The sequence below is a fragment of the Lactobacillus pasteurii DSM 23907 = CRBIP 24.76 genome, from assembly GCF_000297025.1.
GTDB classification, from domain to species: domain Bacteria; phylum Bacillota; class Bacilli; order Lactobacillales; family Lactobacillaceae; genus Lactobacillus; species Lactobacillus pasteurii.
The window spans coordinates 1-20,414 of record NZ_CAKD01000012.1 but is presented as its reverse complement, the minus strand read 5'-3'; the positions used below and the strand labels follow the sequence as shown (position 1 = coordinate 20,414).

Genomic DNA, 20,414 nt, shown 5'->3' with positions numbered 1-20,414 from the left:
GGACGGAAAAACCGTCCCTGTTATTTTTCCTATCTTTCTAGTACATATTGATTAAAGTCATGCAATTGGCCATCGATTAACCGGCTATGTTTTTCAAGTTTTTGATCAAATTTAAAGCCAGCTCTTTTTGCTACATTGCAACTAGCAATATTTTCGACTGCTGCTAGGAGATAAATCTTCTCTAAGCCATATTCTTCAAAACCAATCTGGCAGATTTTTTCAACTGCTTGATGCATAAAACCTTTGCCTCTAGCATTAACAGCTAAAAAGTAGCCAATTTCTGCAGTCTTCTTTTCTGAATTGAGCTTATTGAAGCTGATCTTACCAACGATCGCATTCTTGTATCTAATAAGTAGATCAAGCCTCTTACCTTCTAAGTATGCTTGCTGACTCTCGTTCAAAAAATCAGCTAATTGTTCTTTGGTTTCAGAATAAGCCCAAATTAAATATCTAGCTAGATCTTGGCGATTTTCATCGATCAATTGATAAAGTTTATCCAAGTCCTTTTCTGGGTCCTGCAAAGTTAATTTTAAATTTGCGCTAATAGGATATTCTTTCATAATTACCCCTCCCTAAGTCGAAAATTTTAATCCTATTATAACAAAAAATCGGGATTAAATTCCCGATTTTTCCAACTATTTACGATTGCTATAAATATCATCGATAATTTCAAAGCCCTTATTTTTCAAAGCTTGTTCAACAAATGACCGATCTTCACCGCTGGTTTGGTTTTGATGAACGCGAGCTGCATCTTTTTGATCATAGGCTTGGGCTTTTGGCAACAAGTCTTCCGCATCTTCGCGTGGAATAACGACTACTCCATCTTCATCCCCAACAATAATATCGCCTGGATTAATGCTTCGATCGCCAACTGTTACTGGCACATTAACTTCGCCCGGACCTTCAGTATAAGGACCTTCTGGCGTAGTTCCAGTTGCATAGATTGGCATATCGAAATTCTTCAAGCTATCAATATCTCTGATTGGACCATCTATGACAATTCCGCCAAGTTGATCTTGATACTTAGCATACGTTAGCATAACTTCGCCAACAATCGCTCTTGAATAGTACTCACCATCTGTACTTACCACGATAATATCGCCAGATTTAGCATAATTCAAAGCAGCTTGCACAGCTAGGTTGTCACCACTTCTAGCCTTAACGGTCAAAGCTGGGCCGCACATAATCTTATTAGGTTTGCTCATCAACTTAATTCTGGCATTCATCCCGGCATTACGGCTCATACAGTCATCTATCGTAGCCGATGGCAACTTGCTGAAGCTTTCGATCAACTTCTTATCTGGCAATTCTCTTTGAAGAAAAATTCTCTTTCCTGTTGGCATTTTATCCCTCTTTTGAAAAAACTATTTTTGACTTCTTACAAAGGATATTGTACTACCTTTTTTAAAACATTTAAAATAATAGGTTTGTTTTTTAAATATTTAAAATTGCTAAACCTGGAAAACAAAAAAATCTCGAAATTTTTGAACTTCGAGATTTTTTAAGCTTAATTAGATATCAACATTAGCCATCTTGATGTAGCTATTTTCGCCAATTTGGTAGAAGCGTTTGCCGTTAACAGTGATTGGCTTCATTTCGTTCATCAAGAAAATGCTAGTTCCTGCCTTGATCTTGACTGGCTTCAAACCTTTTCTGATCGCCTTGCCTTGAGAGTTGTAAACATAGCTATTATGGCGAATCTTAGCCAGGATCATTGCATCCCCTACTTCGACATACTCGCTATTGTTGATTGCATAGTAAGTCTTGCCATTTTTGACAAATAAGCGATTATCGTGATTAATCTTGAATTCCTGACCACGATATGCCATCTTGCCGGTGGCTCTGCCTAAATTATCTAGAATTGGGCTAGCCTTGATCATCGCGATCACATTGTTGTGATCAGAAATTGTGTTTACTAACTTGATATACTTGCCAGCATCAATTTGATAGTATTGTTTGCCATCAAGGACAAAAATCGTAGTACCTGCTACTGGTTCAATCTTAGTGCCAGCAGGAAGCAATTTGCTACGGTCGGCTTTAAGTAAACCTTGTTCAAGCAAGTAAACATAGGTATTGTGGGTCAATTCAATTGTAGTTGTAGGCAAAGTTGGCGTTTCAACTGCTGGAACTACTACTGGATCAACAGAAGGCTGAACAACGTCATCAGACTTTGGTTGACCAGGTTTATCTGGAGTTACTGGTTGATCTGGTTTAACCGGCTTATCAGGCTTAACAGACTCTTCGATCTTGCTCCAATCAATCTGACTTGGTTCCTGATCCTTAACTGTTTCATACTGATTATTAGCACGATTATCGTTGTAGTAGCCTGTTTCAGTATTAGCAACTAAGTATAAGTCACTAAGCTTGCCTGGAGTTGGAGTAAATTCGCGTACAAGCGTATCAACGCCAACTGGAGCAATAAAGATCTTGCTAAAATTATCACCCTTAAGCTCAAGTGATCCAGTCTTAAATCCGTCTGTATCACTTAAATCAACAGTTTGCTTTTGATCGTTAGTATCAGTCCAAACATTTACCTGCTTAACTGCATCAAATCCCTTGTAGTTAATCTTAACAGAAGCTTGATCGTACTTAGCTGGCGTTTTTTGGTCGTTGTCATAGCCTTCTTTGAAGAAGACTTCAACTCGGCCATCTGGATCAACTTGGAACATTCTATTTTCGCCAGAACCATCTTTATCCCAAACGTTGAGCTTCTTGATCAAAATACCGACTTCTTTTAAGTCACCAGTTAATTCGATCGTGACAAAGTGACCATTTTCATCTTCACCATCCCAGTGGTATTGCTTACCTGGCTCTTCTGCTCCTTCACTCCAAACATAAGGCTCCCAAACTTGGCCATTTCCTTGGTAGTGGATTACTACTTGCGTCTTGTTCAATTCTTCTGGCGTCTTCATCCGCTGAACAACCAACGTACTTAATGGCTTCAAAGTAGTATTATTTGCTAAAATGGTATTGCCATCGCTATCGATTAACTTGCTTCCCTTGCTTAAATCAACATTTAGTTGTGCATCATTATTATTCAAGTTAAAGGCAACATACATCCATCTGTTGTCTAAGCGATATTCAAAGGCCAAGACTCCGTCTCTACCATCTCTGATTGTCTTGATGGTCTTGTTGATTTCGTCATAGTTTGTTTTGGCAAAAGCATCCGCGTTTGACTTACGTACGTTGACTAAATCCTTGAAATAATCGACTACTGCTTTGTTTGCCTTGATTCTATTCCAATCAATTTGGTTAATTTCAATTGAAGCATTGTAGCTATTTTCATTATCGTGCTTAGTTCTTAAGGCTTCTTGACCTGAATGGAACAATGGAATACCTTGAGCTAGCATTACCATTGAGGTAGCTAATTTATCACGCTTGATGATATTTTCTTCAGATTCGCCTGGCATAACGTGCTTAATGAGGTCATACAAGGTCCTGTTGTCGTGTACTGCAACATAGTTGACAGTCTGAGTTGGGGCCTTGTAGTGGTGGCGCAAGTTTTGACCGCCTAAAAAGGCATCAATAAACTTCTGAACATCGCTAGGGTTTCCTTCAACTAAGCCTCGAGTTACGCCACCGTAATCTGAACCCTTGATGGCATTTCGAATATCATCAGAGAAGTAGCCAATATTATTGTCCATTTCCCAAGCATTTCTTTGAGCAGCACTATTTCTTTCATGAACCTTGCGCATTTCCCAGCCTTCGCCGTAAACCAAGATGCCAGGGTCAATTTTATTAAGTTCAGATCTGTTCTTGATTATCGACTGAATTTGCGATAGAGTTATCTTGAACTATAGTAGACGAATCATATTTTGTATTCACTTGAGTTGAAGGCACATCTGTATTTGGTGATTCTGCTGCCTTAACTTGATCCGAAACACCTGCTCCAAGCCAAAGCCCTAAAATGGCTGAAGCATAAACGAATGCATACTGATACCGTTTATTATAGTTTTTTATTTTTACCATATTATCTTTCTTCCTCCGATTTTTTCTTTACTTCACAAGTCTATAATTAAGCGTTTTCAAAAGCAATGATATTTGTTTTTCTGTTAACGATAACAATTAAAGTATATGCTTTATATTCTCGCTTTCAGGCATAAAAAAATGGCGCTAGCTTCTTGTCAATGCTAGCGCCGGCGAATGTCGATTATTTATTTGGGGAAGCCTGGTTATTTTAAAAGAGCCAGTATAATTTGATCTATGTTGCGTGAAAAAGACTTGTCTTTAATAATATTTAACAGTAGAGTTTACAAAAAGTTTCATAGATCTGTAGGAATAAGACTTTGAAGAAATAAAAGCTCAAATAACCGAGGTAACGATGGGACAAATCGAACATTCTAAAGAGGTAAAAGATTGGGGATCAAATTTACCCCTCTATTATATATATACGCAAAAAATGCGAATTATTTTTTTTGAATTGCAAATTTTTTCAAAAAATTTTTTTGCAAGCAGAAAAATGCGGTAATATCGCTTAAAAATCACCCTCATCTGCTGGTGTAAAGCCTAATTCTTCAATGATTTCATCATCATAGGAATAGTCATTAACAGTTTCATTAGTGATTTCCCAGCTTCCATCTTCTCTGACCAAAAAACCCAATTCAACCGATCTAAGAATTTCATTTCCTGGTTCATATTCATCGTATTCAAAAGTAAGTGTCCCACCTGCTTCATGCAAGATTTTTTTAACTTGTTTTAGGGCATCTTTTTTGCTGTTAAGCACATCATAAATCGTATTCTGCATTTCCCATCTACCAGCGCCTTCAAACTCAGCCTCGCTTTCACTCTTAGACATAACATAGATGCCATATTCATCAAGTCGTCCAGCGTTTAACTCATCCCATAGTAGATCAAAGACCTTATGATGATTTTCGTATACTGCATCATCAACATAAATTCTTCCTTTTGCTTCAGCTATATTTGCCATTTTTTCACCTCTAGAATCTAACTCTTTATGTTATAAATTACTATCTAATTATAATTTTTCCATATCAAAAAAGCAGCCCCAATCTTTTAGTGAAAAAGAGCAAAAAAATAGCAGGTAACCCTACTTTAGAGTTATCTGCTATCTTGATTTTATATTTTATAAATTAGTCTCTCTTGCGCTTACCAGCGTAAAGACCAGTTGCTGCAAGCATTCCTAAACCAATTAAGCTTAACAAGCTGCTATCCTTTTCGCCAGTTTGTGGCAATTGTTGATCAGTAGACTTTTCACTTACTGTAGTTGCTGGAGTTTCGCCGTTTCCAGTGTTAGTAGTGGTGTTAGTGTTGTTGTCGCTTGGCGTGTTAGGAACATCAGTATCCTTGTTTGGAGTAACTGGCTTGTCTGGAGTGTAACCATCAATAGTTGGTGAAGTTTACTGCTTGGAAAGTTTGAGCTAGTGACCAGCTACCCCAAATTACAATACCAGTTGAGTCGTCTCTTACACCAGTTCTAGTGAAGATAAGTGGAACAGCTACAAAGTCATCGTGTGCCTTAGTACCATCTTCGTATACGTAGTGGATAGTTTCAGTCACTGTCTTGCTTTCGGTAACGATGCTGGTAGTTGATTCTGGAGTTGGAGTTGGAGTGTCAGTGTTACTTTTTGGCCGAGCTTTCAAGTAAATAACAGTATTGTTAGACATTGAAGCAATTGTTGGCATGTAGCCTGCAGCTGAAGTACTTGGGTTATATACAAGGTTGAATGTATCTTTGTTACCTAAATCGCCATTCTTTGGATCGTATCCGTGAGTCTTGATAAAGTTGTAGTAAGTCTTGTCGTCAATGTTAGCTGTATCAACGTCAGTGTACTTCAAGCCTTCCTTACCGTCAGTGCCCATGTGGTATTCATGGGTTACGTATACAACATCGTATTTATCATCACCGATTTGTACAGTCTTTAAAGGTAATCCATTGACCAATAGCTTTCCTTCTTTATATTCTGCAGAAATATTCAAACCCTTGAGAAAATCTTCTACAGTAGTGCTAAACTTTGGATCAAGATATTCAGTAGTACCCTTATCATTGTCTCGGGTATAAGCGTAATAAAAGCTTTGATCAACTTCAACCTTACCACTTTTAATTTCCTTAATATTTCCAGCATCATCAACTAACTTAAAATCAATATTGAAATTATGGTTGATATCTTGCCCCTTAGTTTTATCTACATTATTTGGATTTGTAGGCACATCGGTAGGATTTGAAGAATAGATAGTCTTATCATCCTTAGATGCTAACTTACGGTAAATATAAGTGATATTACCATCTTTGTCTGGAGCTTGTTCATCAGCTTCATAACCTTTTATAAATGGTGCTTCCTTAAATCCATCCAAATTTACTGACTTAGCTGCTTCTGTACCGTCTTCATACACAAAGTAAACCTTCTTTGTATCTGTACTTGGAGTAGTAGGAGTAGTGTCCTTCTTCTTGGTTACAGCAATAGTATCTAAAGTATCAGCTGAGATCATCTTAGTAGTTGATTCATATCCATCTGGAATTTGTGCAACAACAGTTGGATATTCAAATTTATCTGTACCCTTAATTTGTACACCGGTAATAGTTTGGCTATCTACTTCCTCACTACCATCCATAAACTTAACAGTCTTAGTAGGTGCAACATCGTAAGTTTGATCAGCCTTATTAGTCTTTTCAGCACCTTCTGCTGGAACAGTATTAGCATCTGTATCAGCTGCTTGAACTTGCTTGTTACCTGTTACACCTAAAATAGTAGTAGCAAGAGCAACGCTAGCTAGGCCCACACTTAATTTTCTAAAACCAAAAATTTGCTTTTTTTCTTTTATTTGAAAATATTCCTCTTAAATTAAAAATTAACGTTTATATATACATAATTTTATTGTAACATACTTATTTCTTCAAACGTTTACAATTCTTTTACTACGCCTAAATCGTTACTCTTTTCGATTTAATATTTAGTAACAAACTTATTCAAACCTATGATAGTAAAAATAACCACCAGGCACATCACCTGATGATTACAGCTATTATTCAATTACTAGCATTGACTTGATTGCTTCACGCTTATCCATCGCTTCATAAGCTGCTTGCACATCATCCAAACTAAAGCTCTTAGTAAAGACCTTACCTGGATTAATTTCACCATTCAAAACAGCATCCAATAAGCCATGGTCGCGATCGTGAGTAGTTACTGAAGCAAGTCCTCCGCGCAAGCCAACGTTCTTCCAGAATAAATTATTAGATTTTGGTTCAACTTCTGGAATACCTACACGGCTGATGATTGCGCCAGGTATTGCTAATTGACCAGCTTGTTCAATTGCACTAGTTGCACCAACACATTCTAAGACTGCATCAGCACCAACGCCATCAGTTAATTCCATTAACTTCTTCACAGCATCATCCCCGCGCTCACTAATGATATCAGTTGCGCCAAATTCTGTAGCAAGTTTTGCCCGATCTTCGTGGTGTGATAAAGCAATAATTCGCTTAGCACCAAGCAATTTAGCACCAATTACGCCGCATAAGCCAACTGCCCCGTCACCAATGACTGCAACAGTATAGCCTGGCTTGATTTCAGCGTTATATGCTGCATGGTAACCGGTCGCCATAACATCTGACAAAGTAAGCAAGGACTTCAATTGATCTTCGCTGTAGTCGCTTGGCTTACCTGGAACTTTTACCAAGGCCCAGTTAGCGTTAGTAAAGCGCAAGTATTCTCCCTGATAGCCACCGTTTGCACCAGATTCACGGTTTAAGCAATTGCCATCAAATCCTGCCTTGCAAGCAGCACAATAACCACAGCCGTGCGTAAATGGAGCAATTACAAAGTCGCCTGGCTTAACGTTGGTTACCTCGCTACCTACTTCTTCAACAATACCAATAGCTTCATGACCAGTGGTTGATCCAGCTTCACGTTTAGAAATTCCGCGGTACCACCAAAGGTCTGATCCACAAACACATGCTCTAACAACGTGGATAATGGCATCAGTCGGCTTTTCGATTACTGGTTTTGAAAATTCGCGAACTTCCATTTTCCCTGGTTCAACAAAAACTGCTGACTTCATAAAATTCCCCCTTCATCGGTAACTTACTATTACTACTAATTCAATTATAATTGCTTTTTAGATGATAGTACTAATTTGCGCTCTATTTTTCCAAATTATTACTCTTAAGCCAAGAGTCAACTCTACTGTCATTAGCTGTGATTCTCAAGCCTGTCTTAGTCTTTGCACCATCTGCTTTAGCTAGTTGGTTAATCTTAGTTTGTGAAGCTGACATTGGAGTTGACATACTAGTAGTAAACGGAATGATCGTCTTGCCACTAAAATTATAATCATCAAATAAAGTATCGATAATCATTGGTGGTTGACTCCACCAAGTAGGATATCCAATTAAAATAGTTTGGTACTTGTCAAAATTAGGAATTTTATCTTTAATAGCTGGATGAATATTATTGCGTCTTTCTTGGTCTCCTCGTTTAACGTATCCATCATAGTCGCTAGGATATGGATCTTTTGCTTTAAGCTCAAAGACATCAGCGCCTGTTTGGCTTTGAATATACTTAGCAGCCGCTCTAGTCGTGCCACTCATTGAGAAGTAGATAATCAGCACTCTATTATTCCCCTTCTTGTTTGTTACTTTCTTCTTTTTCTTAGTCTTTGTTCTCTTGCTACTACCCTTTTTAGTCTTCTTGGCCTTATTGACCTTAACAGTTCTACTTGATTTTGCGTAGCCTGAACTAGTTGAGGTATTGGCACAAGCTACCAATAAACCTAAAACTAAAGTTATGATTGTAAAAATTTTCAACTTTTTAGAAAGCACTTAAACCAGATCCTCCACCTGTAACGATCGCTACTTTTTGCTTTTCCATTAAATTGCCTTCTTTCATTTCAACTAATTAATAAACAGGTCTAGTAGCTCCTTGAGTGGCTGGATCTGCAAAACCGATACTTTCCTTATTGAAGAGATCAAAATCCTTAACAATTCTGACTACCACATCAGCTACGCTCTTTCTTGAAACTGAAACACCAATGTATTCTTCACCCTTATAAGTAACAGTATAATTAGTATCTGGATGATCATTCAACCAAGCTATTCTCATTACAGTGTAATCAAGATCAGAATTTTCAATCTCACGGTCTGAAACTACTGCTGGATTATCTTCTGTCACCTTGCCGCCAAAGCAAACTTCACGATTGTAGCGACCAAATTCACCAGGTACTTCATCGTAAATACCCAAGATATTTGATGAAATCAACCGCTTAACTCCTGCTTCGTCCATCAACCTAATCACATTCTTAGTTAAAGTTGCACCTGCACCGTGATCAACAAAAGAAACGTAAACTAAATCTTGTCCTTGGATTGCTTTCTTTAAATCTTCAAGATTTTTAGCATCTCCATCAATAATTCTTACTCGAGGATTGTCAGCTAAATTAGCCAAACGGTTTGAATTTCTCAATAATAAAGTTAGTTCTACATCAGTTTCAGCCAATAAGCGTTCTTCAACTAGATGAGCGATTTGACCGTTTGCACCAATAATTGCTACTTTTTTCATATTTTCTCCTATCTTAAAAAATTTCTACTTTCTCAAAGCTCTCAAACTTGAACCAAAGATTGATTCGATTGCATTAGGATCACGGTGGCTAAAGAATTGACTTTCATTCTTGTCAAGAGTTGCCATCAACTTCATGTCTTCATCGCTCAATTCAAAGTCAAAGATGTTGAAGTTTTCAGCCATTCTTTCCTTGTGAACTGACTTAGGAATAACTACGATTCCTCTTTGAAGTAGCCATCTCAAGATAACTTGACCGTTGGCCTTGCCATATTTCTTGCCGATTGAAGCAATTGTTTCATTAGTGAAAATGTCATGCTTTCCTTCCGCAAATGGAGCCCAAGCTTCAACTTGAACGCCTTCTTTTTGGTTGAAGTTTACGTCTAATTCTTCTTGGTACCAAGGTGAAACTTCGATTTGGTTAACAGCTGGCTTAACGTTGCTCATCAATTCCAAGTTCTTTAATTGATCTGGGTAGAAGTTAGAAACACCGATCGATTTAATCTTGCCTTCTGCTTGTGCTTCTTCCAAAGCTCTCCAAGCACCTGCAATATCACCGTAAGGTTGGTGAAGTAAGTAAAGATCCATGTAATCCATGTTGAGCTTTCTTAATGAGTCTTCAATACCTTCCTTAGCCTTTTCATAAGTGAAGTGATCTACCCAAAGTTTAGAAGTTACAAAGAATTCTTTGCGGTCAATTCCACTTTCATTAATTGCCTTGCCAACTGCTTCTTCGTTGCCATAAGCTGCTGCTGTGTCAAATAAACGGTAGCCAACTTCGATTGCATCCTTGACTGCTTGTTCAGCTTGAGCTAAATCCCTAACTTGAAAAACACCGAAACCAAGTTGGGGCATCTTTTTCCCATCGTTTAAAGTTATGTATTGCATATGTGTTACCTCTTTTTTCTAATCTTAACTTGTTGAATTTAGTTTAAAACTTAATAAAGCTAGTTAAAATTACTTCTTAAACATGCTAGTATACATATAGTGCATAGTAAGGAGGGAGTCTTATGCTTGATCTTGAATTGCTCAGTCAATTAGTAGCCTTTAACAAATACAAAACTATTAGCGAAACAGCTGAGCACCTATTAATTACTCAGCCTAGCGTTTCAAGAAACTTGAAAAAACTTGAAGAACAACTAGGTGTTAAACTCTTTAATCGGAGTGTTAATCGCATTAGCCTAACCGAAACCGGAAAGTTGGCTGCTAAAGAAGCAGAAGCCCTGCTAGAAGCTAGCGATAATTTTTTGACAACTGTTCAAAATTTTGATCAGAGAAACAATCAATTAGCTATTTCTACTGTCCTTCCAGGTCCTCTGCTTTGGCTTATGCGTCATTATCAAACACTGGACTGCAACTATAATTTTAGTTTTCACGAGCAACTACTTGAACCTGAACAAATTGTCCAAGAGCTGCTTACTTTGAAGAGCAAGATCGTGATTACCACTGAAGAAGTAAATGACGATCGACTTGAGTCCTTTTATTTAGGGGCGGAAAAAATATTAGTCAGAATCGATCAGTTTAATCCTTTAGCCAGCAAAACCTCAGTCACCTTCAAAGAGTTGGAGAGACTTAGTTTTTTGGTTTATCAAGATATCGGTCCTTGGCGACAACTAACAGAAAAACAAATTCCTAATGCTAAGTTTTTATATCAAAAGGATATCGAATCTCTTGATGAATTAACTAAGTACTCGAACTTTCCAGTCTTCAGATCTAATTTGACCATTGCCAGTCAAGCACATGAAGAAAAAGATGACCGCGTTCCAGTTGCTATTGATGATCCCAATAATCGAATCGATTTTTATGCTACATATCTAAAAGAAAAATCAAAAAGCCTGCGACCTCTGCTTAAACAGATTTCACAAGCTTTTAGTAAGTTATAAATATTTGCTGGCTTCGCGTTTACTTAAGGGGCTTAATTCTGGATGAGTTTCAATAAACTGACTAACCCAATCTGGATTAATCTTGGAATAATCTCTTAAAGCCCAGCCGATTGCTTTATTGATAAAAAATTCTTGACTGCCAAGATTATTGATAATAATTTGACTAAGTAAATCTGGCTTAGTCTGATCCTTTAAAGTCAATTGATGTTCAATTGCTGCTCGTCTCACCCAGAAATTATCATCTTTAGACCAAGCCAGCATTTCATTGCTTAGATCAATTTGTGTGCTAAGCATTCCGATCGGCTTAATCAAGGAGTCAATCGTATCCCACCATGATTTAGCCACGATTAACTTTTTGATCTTAGCTAAGTCTGACAACTCGATTCCCTTTGCCCTTAAATAATCGCAAGCAAAATATTGAAACTCCCGATGCCCATCGCTCCAGGCCAGATCAACCAGCTCCCAATCAAGAGGAGCTTTTTTTAATATTTTCAATTCTTCTTTATAGTAAGCCTTTCTTGCTTGAGACTGAATACCATAAAAGGCAAACTGATTGCGCAGATATTTAGACATCAATGGTGCTTTAACCAGATCGGCCTCTTTTTCAAAAGCTGCCTTTACTTGATCAAAAATTTCTTGGGTATTGATTTCGTTCATTTAAACTGCCTTTACAAAAAATTCCTTCTTGCTGGTTTCTAGTAGCATCCTGCTCAAACGCTTGACGCCATCATCGATCTGCTGATAACTAGGACCTGTAAAATTAATTCGCATTCCATTCTTGCAGTCGCGATTTGCATAAAAGTTCTCTGATGGCACGTAAACCAGATGCTCTTTTGGTACTGAATTTTCCCATAACAATTTAGTAGTGTCAATACCTTCATCAAGCTCCAGCCATAGGAAAAATCCCCCTTCAGGATAGCTAACTTTAACACCTGGCAAATAGCGATTAAGTGCCGTCGTCATTTCTTCCATCTTGCCTTGATACAAATCTCGCAGGCTTTGGATATGTTCATCTAGATCATTGTTTTTTAGATAATATTCAATTGTAGCCGATGGCAAATAAGGTACTTCTAAGTCTTCTGCTAGCTTTAGTTTAGTCAGCGCTTGAACGACTACTGGACTTGCAACTAGCCAGCCGATTCTAAAGGCAGGAGTCAAAATCTTAGAAAAACTCGACAAAAAGATCACTCTGCCTTCAGTATCAAATGACTTCACGCTAGGCAAACTTTGACCCAGATAGCGTAAATCTCGATAAGGCGTATCTTCAAGAATAATGAAGTCATATTTATTTGCAAGTTCAACTAAGTGCTTGCGCTTGGCAATCGACATGGTAATCCCTGTCGGATTGTGAAAATCAGGCACCGTGTAGAAGAGTTTGATTTCAGGATGAACTTGTAAAAGCTGCTCGAATTGCTCAAGATCGGCTCCATCATCTTGCATAGAGACATTGTAGTAAGTTGGTTCATAATTATCAAAAGCAGCTAAGGCTCCAACATAAGTTGGTGCTTCAACTGCCATAGCATCCCCTTTGTTGAGCAACATTTTAGCCACCAGCTCGATTCCCTGCTGTCCGCCAGCTGTCAGCATCAGTTGACTATCATCAACGTTTTTTATTCCAACTAAGTCTTTTGCTCGCTTAAGCAAAAACTGTCTTAAATATTCTGGTCCGCGAATATCATGATACTGGAAAGCATGTGCCCCTTCTTTTTGAACGGCAGCTTGATAAGCTTCTTTCAACTCTGCAACTGGAAATAGTCTTTCTTCTGGTGCACCACCACCAAAAGAAATATTGTCTATGTAATGCGTTTCTGGGAATAACCCAACTAATCTTGATTTTCCATCTAACTTTACTCGACTTGAAAATAAATTTTCTAACATATCTAAGCCCCTTTTCTCTCTTGCTAAAAAATATTATAATTCCAAGAGTAGATATAATAAAATTCAACTTTTTCTTTTTAAATTGAAAAAAATTCATCTAAAGGAGCTCTTATGTTACCCTTTCCTTATTTAGTATTCACCACTGTCCTTGAACAAGGCACTTTTTATAAAGCTGCTAGCGTCTTGAATGTGACCCCTTCAGCTATCAGTCACTCAATCAACCAGCTTGAACAAGAATTGGGCTTTTCGGTTTTCAACCGCTCAAGAACAGGTGTTAGCCTAACTCCAAATGGCGAAAAAATTCTGCCCCTAGTCCAGCAAATTATCAATACTCAAGCTAGAATTACCCAGCTATCGCAACAAATTCAAGGTCTAGATATCGGAATCATCCGGATTGGTGCCTTTTCATCAGCCTGCATCAATTGGCTGCCGCCGGTTATTCAAGCCTTCAAAAAAATATATCCGCAAGTGGAAATCACCGTTAAACAAGCCGGCTTTTCAGAAATTACTCGCGACGTAAAAAACGGCAACTTGGATTTAGGAATTACCATGCTCCCAACTAAAGAACCCGGCGTCATCAGCCAAAAACTAATCGAAGATGAAATCTACTGCATCGCACCAAGTGATTTTAAGATTCAAAACGGCCAAAGCGTTAGCCAGCAAGATTTGGAAAATTACAATTTCATTTTGCAAAAAGGCGACTACGACTGGGATACCAAGGCAGCCTTGGACCACTACCATATCTCGCCAACTGCCATTCAATTCTCAATTGATGACCAGTCGATTATTGCCATGGTGGAAGCTGGTCTGGGTCTAGGAATCCTGCCTGCACTAGCTTTGCAGAAAAATACCGGCAAGGTGCAGATTATTCCGTTTGAAGATGCTTTTTACCGGAAAATCGGTTTAGTAACAACTAACTCTGCTAGTTTAACACCATCAACTAAAGCCATGATTAAAGAACTGCAAACTTTCATTGCTGAAAAATACCCTAGTCGCTTGTTAACGATCTAGATGGTCTCAAACTTTTCAATTTGGAAGCCGCACCAAGCAATCAAGATCGCCAAGAATAAACAGATCAAAATCACGCTCTGCCAAGTTCCAGTCATAGTATAAAGCCGGCCAAAAATCACCGGACCTAGACTAGCTAACAAGTAGCCTAAGGTTTGAGCAATTCCAGATACTGCCACAGTTTCCCTACTACTGGCAGTTTTTTGCGTGAAAAAGATTACCGCCAAGTTAAAAGAAAAGCCAGAAGCTACTCCCACTAGCAGAGCAAGGATAATTCCAACGATTAAATTGTTGCTGCCCAAACATAAACCTACTACGCCAAGACCAAAGCCTACGCCAATAACTGAGATCAAGAAGCGCTTGCCTAGGCTATTTCTAGCAAAAATTGGCGTTAAAAGTGCACAAAATAGGCAGCTTAGCTGCAAGATAGTCATCAACAAGGCTTCTTCTTTAGTTGAAAAGCGATCCAACTTGAGCAATATCTGTCCATACCAAGTAGTCAAAGAATAGTAAAGCAAAGCCTGAAGGCCAAAAAAGAGCGAAATTAGCCAAACCAATTTATTCCTCAATAAAGCTGGCAAGTTAATTGCTTCAGTTGCAGTTTTAATGGTATTTTCTTTTAATAATAAACTACCCACGATCGAAAGAAGCGAGAAAACAAATAAGCCCTTCATGGTTGTTGCTAGTGAGAATTTCATCGCCAAGCCAGCTAAAAATGCCGTACCTAGGGAACTAGTCAAGATCATTGATGTAGTATAAAGACTAACGCCGAGTAAAACTTGCTTTGGCAATTTTGCTTTAATTATAGCTGGCAACAAAACATTGCCCCCATCAATTCCAAGGCCAATCAACATCGTTCCCAATAATAGCAGCCCAGGCCTGAGACTCATTCGTAATAAAGTACCTAAGCTTAAAATGAATAAATTGATTTTTTATTTTTGCCATTGACATTCATCACCCTTACTAAAGCAAGTTGATAGTTGCCTTCGTGAGCTAACTTGGACATCGTGGAAAAAACTTATTTTTTAGTATTTTTATGTTGATCTGAATTTATTTGAATAGCTATGGTAGATTCGGGGATAGTTTCATCGTCATATTCTTTGATAATATGACAAGCGAAACTGCGGCAATTAAAATTATAAGTATATTTTTACTTGAACGAAACATTTTTCTCTCCGAAATATTGACTTAATATTGGTTATATAACTTATCGTCACCTATCAACATAATAATCCTAAAAAATAGATACAGCCATAAAAATTCGAAATTTCGAAATTAAATTGGAAATTTATCTACTATATTCTGCAAGCCACTTCTAATCAAAATAGCACGCAAATCTTTCGCATATTCGACATTTCCTTCAGCTATATCCTCTAAATACTTAGCAATTATTTTTTAAATGCAAATATTTCATTAGCCGGCAAATCCTTTATCAATTGTAAGGCCCCATCAATATAATCCTTTTCTTTTCTGATAAGAATAACATCGTAAAGATAATTGATACACAAGTTGGATATTCTAATCTGAACGCCTTTTGGAAAGGTATTTATATTCTTATATCCACGTATCAATTGATCCATTCTTAAAATCATGGTATTTTTATCGAACATCGGAATAGAATTTCCAAAAATCACTAACATTTCTGTGTTATCTACCCACTTAGCTGACTGATAAAGATATTTATCAATTTTACTTTTGATCATCGGATCCAAAGTCATCATATTATCTTTAAAATCAGCCGCAATTAAGATGGATGAGTAATATAAACTTTTAGGAGCATATGGCAATTGCTGTACCTGTTTTCTAATCTGCTCAGCCTTAGTATAATTTGCCTCATTAAATGCTTTATATAATTCTCTTGAAAGAAATTCGATTTTTTCTTCTTTTTCATCTACTATGTATGCATCCTTTACTGAATCAAAAAAATCACCCAAATTCACATGATTTGACTTAAGAAGTAAAATTAAATCTTCACTGTCAATGTCTGAACTTTTACCATTATGCTTATAACCTGACTCAATCTCAGAATAATGAGAAACTGACATATCTATTTTTTTAATCCATTGTGCCTGAGTCTTATGTTGTGCTTTTCTCTCTTCTTAAAGCTTCCCCTATTGTCATTCAAATCCCCTCTTTACATCCCTAGCATAATATAAAATAATCCTCTGTCACGTTTACAACATCACTTAAATATTACCCTTTTTTACTAAAAACTGCTATAACAGCAATAGAAATGAAAAAGGAGAGCTACGCCAATAGCTCTCCTTGCACAGATCCGTTATAAACGGTGGTACATATTGATGACAAAAAGTCGCTCAATCCTGTCCAAAGTTATGAGCGGCTATTTGTTTGCTTATTTTTTCCAACGAAAAAAGCTTACCCACTTTATTGTGAGTAAGCCTTTTATTTGCCATATTTAATTACCGCTTTTTCTTAGGGTCATATAGCATCCCTGCAAGTAGGCTCAATCCTAGCCATGCCAAGATAGTGCCTAATACACCTGATGTTTTCTTTTCACCAGTTTGTGGCAAAATGTGATTAGTAGTATTTTGGTTAGTGTTTGTAGCAGTTAGTTTAGTTGCTTTATTGTTTGTAGATTGGTTGTTCTTCAAAACAAGATGTTTAACAGAAGTGGTGGTCTTACTATGTACCTTCTTAGGCAAAGGCTTGTAGCCAGAGATAATTGTCGTCTTTTCAACATCAGTTGTTTGACCAGGGTTAACATCTGGCAAGTCAGTGATAGGTTCCTTTGGTAGTGGAGCTAGAGGATTATCGGAAGGATCATCTTGACTTGGCACGACTGGTGTTGAAGGTTTTTTGTCATCAGGTTTTTTGTCATCAGGTTTTTTGTCATCAGGTTTTTTGTCATCAGGTTTTTTGCCTGGAGCTAGAGGATTATCGGAAGGATCATCTTGACTTGGCACGACTGGTGTCCATGGAATAGATGGATTACTGCTATCTGCCAAATCCCATTCATGGTTTTCAGCTGCAATTGTTACTTCCTTAGCGATAATATTTCCATCAATATTCTTGCCGACAAACAACTTGGCATCAGTTGCCAAAACGCTACCCATAATCTTGTCATTATTGATGCTCAATTTCTTGACGTTGCTACCGAAATTCCAAATAACGTGGTTTTGGTGAGGATGAGTTTCAGCTGCACCCATTGATTGACCACCGTAATTGAATTCACATTTAGCCATTACATCAAGTTGATCGCCTGAAGATTGAACATTCAAGATAACAGTAGTCTTCTTGCCGTCCAATGATTCTAAACGATTCAGCTTCAAAACAGCATTACCGTTCTTAATGACACTTTCTGGAACGGTAACATAAATATGGTTGTCGCTGTCAGCAGTCATTTCATTAATATTGATATCGATGCCGTTCATAGCATTTGTATCAATTTTTAAGCCTTGCTTTTCTTGCCAAGCAACAGACTTCTTAGATAAATCGTCTAAAACGCCGGTAACATCAAGATAAGCACCGTCTTCTTTTTCGGTTTCAAGCTTGTTGCCATCTTTACCATTATGGAAATCGTTCATACGAGTTTCATGTTCTTGGTCAAAAATTACCACAGCATTTTCGTCTGTACGAGTTTGCTTGATCTTAGTATCTTTTCCAAAAACAATATGTTCGCCGTGAACGCCATTAGCTTGACCCATTTGGCAAAAACTGTAATCTGATAAGGTTGCATGACGAATGTAGTTAACGTCGCTAGTGGCATTGTTGTTAACTTCCTTACCGCGAGTTCCAAAGCGATAGCTAGAATTAGTATCTAGTTCATTAGTTGCAATACTTGAGTTAACATCAGCACGTTCGGTTACCGTTACCTTTTCAGCAAAAACGCCAAAACCACTAGCAATGCCAAGATCATTTTCGTTATTTAATTTCTTAGCCCATTCACCAGTAGTGGTCTTGTTGCCTTGACCATCAGTAATTTCTGTTGGATCTTCAGACAAGCCCTTGAAATGTTCTGTTGATGAAACACCACTTTGGTTTTGATCTGAACTTTCAGCTTTGCCGCTAGTTTGAACAGTTTCAGAAAGTTCACTATTTGTTTCAGTAGCATAAGCCGGTGTGACTAATAATTGGCCCAAAATTGCAGCTGAAACAGTAGCAGTGGCAGTCTTAGCCATTAATTTTCTAAACGAAGTATTCGTCATTTTATCCCTCTTAATTACACAATTCGATATCCAAAAATATTTACGTATATTTTAGCATGCATTTTCTGAAAAATATATACTTTTAAAAGTAAAAATAATTAACTTTTATTTTTAACATAAAAATTTTTCTTCGCTGAATCAGTGTCCTTAGTATAACACTTAAAAATTAACTAATGCAATAATAACTTTTTATCTATGGAATTTTAGTATTAATCAAGCTCGATATTACCACATTCTTGAAGGTAAAAATTTTTTGGTCTAATATGTCATACGTTTGACATTTGTGAAGTTAATTAAAGACTGTTTCCGCATTCAATCCACTTATAATAATAGATTTTTTATTCTTCACTGCAGAATTTTATATAACATACTTAAACTTCCCACTTGCAAAAGTGGGCTTGTACCTTGAAAATTCAATAGTTTAGCCAATAAAAAAGCACAAGGCCTTTGTTCGCTTGATATAATTTAGTCAACCACAACATCATCAATATCAAACGAAAGGCTTGTGCTATGTCTAGTTTACCATCATTCGATACTGAAAATGAACCTAAAATCGCCCGTTCTGTTGAAAAGTTCTTCAAGGACTACAAAGTTATGGAGCTTCTCCGTAGATGTGGGCTCCGCAAGTCAAAAGGAATCCCTCTTTGGTCGATCCTTTCATACATCTTCAGTAATGTGTTTCGAGACAGAAGCATGTACATGCAACAGAAGTCTGGCAAGTGTACTGCTGGCTTCTCCAAAAACACCTACTATCGATTCATGCAGAACCCACATATCAACTGGCTCCGCTTCACTATTCTGCTAGCTGAGAAGATCGTCAATGGGCATCTGAAAGATCTGACCTCTGACCAACGTGCGGATTGCTTCGTCTTTGACGATTCGCTCTACTCCAGAACTGGATACAAGAAGACTGAGCTGGCTGCCAAAGTATTCGACCACGTTTCGATGACCTACAAGAAGGGCTTTCGGATGATGACCATGGGTTGGACTGATGGATCCTCCTTCGTCCCAATCGCTTCATCTCTCTTGTCCTCAAAGAATGATCAGAATGTCATCGGGACAACCAAGAAGATCGACAAGCGCACAATCGCGGCCAAAAGACGAATTATGGCCCAATCAAAGGGGACCGATGTAGTTATCCAGCTACTCGATCAAGCTTTGAAAGCAGGGCTTACTGCTAAGTACGTCATGTTTGACACTTGGTTCTCCAATCCTCATCAGATCGTCCAGATCAAGCAACGTGACCTAAACGTAATTGCCATGGTGAAGAAGAGTTCCAAGATCACATACGAGTTCGATGGTAAGCGGATGAACGTCAAGCAGATCTTCAGCGCATGCAAGAAGCGGCGAGGTCGTTCAAGATATCTCTTGTCCGTCCCTGTAAAGGTTGGAGATCCTGCCAAGGATGGTGCCCAGGTTGATGCCAGAATAGTCTGCGTAAGAAATCGCTCCAACCGCAAAGATTGGATCGCTCTTATTTGCACGGACATGATGATCGATGAAAATGAGATCATCAGAATTTACGGCAAAAGATGGGACATCGAAGTCTTCTTCAAGACCTGCAAGAGTTTCTTGAAACTTGGTACTGAATACCACGGCCTCTCATATGATGCATTGACTGCCCATACGGCTTTCGTCTTTCTGCGCTACATGTTCATGTCAGTTGAGAAGCGAGATGATGAAGATGATAGGACAATAGGCGAGCTCTTTTACTGCATGATAGACGAGCTTGCGGACATTACTTTCCATCACTCCCTTCAGATCCTGGTGGAAGCCATGTTCGAGAGCGTGAAAGAGATCTTCCAACTGACAGAAGAGCAGATGGAAAGGTTCACCAAAGCTTTCATTTCCCGCCTCCCGAAGTACATGCAAGAGGCTATATCGCCATCACTAGCAGCATAATTGAATATTTACTGGTTAAACTATTGAGTTTTCAAGGCTTCATAGTTCTTTTTGGTGTGGGAAGTTTAAGT

19 protein-coding genes are annotated in these 20,414 nt (G+C 38.0%); 3 read left to right on the top strand and 16 right to left on the bottom strand.

Annotated features, from left to right (window positions below; genetic code table 11):
• Nucleotides 1–29: 29 nt before the first annotated feature.
• The 11 genes from BN53_RS02580 to BN53_RS02535 form a co-directional block, all read right to left on the bottom strand.
• Nucleotides 30–560, bottom strand: a complete 531-nt coding sequence (locus BN53_RS02580) for a GNAT family N-acetyltransferase (protein WP_009559346.1) — start codon at nt 558–560, stop codon at nt 30–32.
• A gap of 75 nt (nt 561–635) precedes the next feature.
• Entirely contained in the window at nt 636–1,343 is a 708-nt protein-coding gene (locus tag BN53_RS02575) for an RraA family protein (protein WP_009559345.1), read from the bottom strand.
• A gap of 168 nt (nt 1,344–1,511) precedes the next feature.
• Complete coding sequence (locus BN53_RS02570) at nt 1,512–3,695, bottom strand: SLAP domain-containing protein (protein WP_040537277.1); 2,184 nt, start codon at nt 3,693–3,695, stop codon at nt 1,512–1,514.
• A 49-nt stretch (nt 3,696–3,744) separates the two neighbouring features.
• The gene (locus BN53_RS02565) at nt 3,745–3,969 is read right to left on the bottom strand and encodes a hypothetical protein (protein WP_009559343.1); all 225 of its coding nucleotides are present in this window, start codon (nt 3,967–3,969) and stop codon (nt 3,745–3,747) included.
• Between the two features lie 505 nt (nt 3,970–4,474).
• Complete coding sequence (locus BN53_RS02560) at nt 4,475–4,927, bottom strand: hypothetical protein (protein ID WP_009559342.1); 453 nt, start codon at nt 4,925–4,927, stop codon at nt 4,475–4,477.
• A gap of 163 nt (nt 4,928–5,090) precedes the next feature.
• On the bottom strand, nt 5,091–5,345 hold the full coding sequence (locus BN53_RS09970) for an LPXTG cell wall anchor domain-containing protein (protein WP_081495915.1): 255 nt from the start codon (nt 5,343–5,345) through the stop codon (nt 5,091–5,093).
• A complete protein-coding gene (locus tag BN53_RS02555) occupies nt 5,341–6,780 on the bottom strand; it encodes a mucin-binding protein (RefSeq protein ID WP_081495914.1) in 1,440 nt (479 codons plus the stop codon). Before BN53_RS02555 ends, BN53_RS09970 begins: the two co-directional genes overlap by 5 nt.
• Before the next feature lie 201 nt (nt 6,781–6,981).
• Complete coding sequence (locus BN53_RS02550; RefSeq protein WP_009559339.1) at nt 6,982–8,019, bottom strand: zinc-dependent alcohol dehydrogenase family protein; 1,038 nt, start codon at nt 8,017–8,019, stop codon at nt 6,982–6,984.
• An 82-nt stretch (nt 8,020–8,101) separates the two neighbouring features.
• Nucleotides 8,102–8,776, bottom strand: a complete 675-nt coding sequence (locus tag BN53_RS02545; RefSeq protein ID WP_133286407.1) for a flavodoxin — start codon at nt 8,774–8,776, stop codon at nt 8,102–8,104.
• A 76-nt stretch (nt 8,777–8,852) separates the two neighbouring features.
• Entirely contained in the window at nt 8,853–9,509 is a 657-nt protein-coding gene (locus BN53_RS02540; RefSeq protein ID WP_009559337.1) for an NAD(P)H-binding protein, read from the bottom strand.
• Between the two features lie 24 nt (nt 9,510–9,533).
• The gene (locus tag BN53_RS02535) at nt 9,534–10,394 is read right to left on the bottom strand and encodes an aldo/keto reductase (RefSeq protein WP_009559336.1); all 861 of its coding nucleotides are present in this window, start codon (nt 10,392–10,394) and stop codon (nt 9,534–9,536) included.
• A 122-nt stretch (nt 10,395–10,516) separates the two neighbouring features.
• Between BN53_RS02535 and BN53_RS02530 the strand changes: the two genes are divergently transcribed.
• Nucleotides 10,517–11,389, top strand: coding sequence for a LysR family transcriptional regulator (locus tag BN53_RS02530; RefSeq protein ID WP_009559335.1), 873 nt, complete (start codon nt 10,517–10,519; stop codon nt 11,387–11,389).
• Here the strand turns inward: BN53_RS02530 and BN53_RS02525 are convergent.
• Together BN53_RS02525 and BN53_RS02520 are read right to left on the bottom strand one after the other, a co-directional pair.
• On the bottom strand, nt 11,384–12,046 hold the full coding sequence (locus BN53_RS02525; RefSeq protein WP_009559334.1) for a DNA alkylation repair protein: 663 nt from the start codon (nt 12,044–12,046) through the stop codon (nt 11,384–11,386). The two genes, BN53_RS02530 and BN53_RS02525, sit on opposite strands and share 6 nt — an antisense overlap.
• Nucleotides 12,047–13,267 (bottom strand): aminotransferase-like domain-containing protein, encoded by a 1,221-nt coding sequence (locus tag BN53_RS02520; protein WP_009559333.1) that lies wholly within the window; start codon nt 13,265–13,267, stop codon nt 12,047–12,049. It lies immediately after the preceding gene.
• Between the two features lie 111 nt (nt 13,268–13,378).
• Between BN53_RS02520 and BN53_RS02515 the strand changes: the two genes are divergently transcribed.
• Nucleotides 13,379–14,278 carry a LysR family transcriptional regulator gene (locus BN53_RS02515; RefSeq protein ID WP_009559332.1) on the top strand — a complete coding sequence of 300 codons (900 nt, stop codon included), beginning with the start codon at nt 13,379–13,381 and terminating at the stop codon, nt 14,276–14,278.
• Here BN53_RS02515 and BN53_RS02510 read toward each other — a convergent pair.
• From BN53_RS02510 to BN53_RS02500, 3 genes are all read right to left on the bottom strand, one after another.
• Nucleotides 14,275–15,192, bottom strand: a complete 918-nt coding sequence (locus BN53_RS02510) for an MFS transporter (protein ID WP_269082233.1) — start codon at nt 15,190–15,192, stop codon at nt 14,275–14,277. The two genes, BN53_RS02515 and BN53_RS02510, sit on opposite strands and share 4 nt — an antisense overlap.
• A 471-nt stretch (nt 15,193–15,663) precedes the next feature.
• Nucleotides 15,664–16,320, bottom strand: coding sequence for a hypothetical protein (locus BN53_RS02505; RefSeq protein ID WP_009559330.1), 657 nt, complete (start codon nt 16,318–16,320; stop codon nt 15,664–15,666).
• A 375-nt stretch (nt 16,321–16,695) separates the two neighbouring features.
• Entirely contained in the window at nt 16,696–18,441 is a 1,746-nt protein-coding gene (locus BN53_RS02500; protein WP_009559329.1) for a hypothetical protein, read from the bottom strand.
• A gap of 510 nt (nt 18,442–18,951) precedes the next feature.
• On the opposite strand from BN53_RS02500, the gene BN53_RS02495 reads away from it, so the two are divergent.
• Nucleotides 18,952–20,343: an IS4 family transposase gene (locus BN53_RS02495; RefSeq protein WP_009558959.1), complete on the top strand. Its 1,392-nt coding sequence runs from the start codon at nt 18,952–18,954 to the stop codon at nt 20,341–20,343.
• The last annotated feature ends 71 nt before the right edge of the window (nt 20,344–20,414 follow it).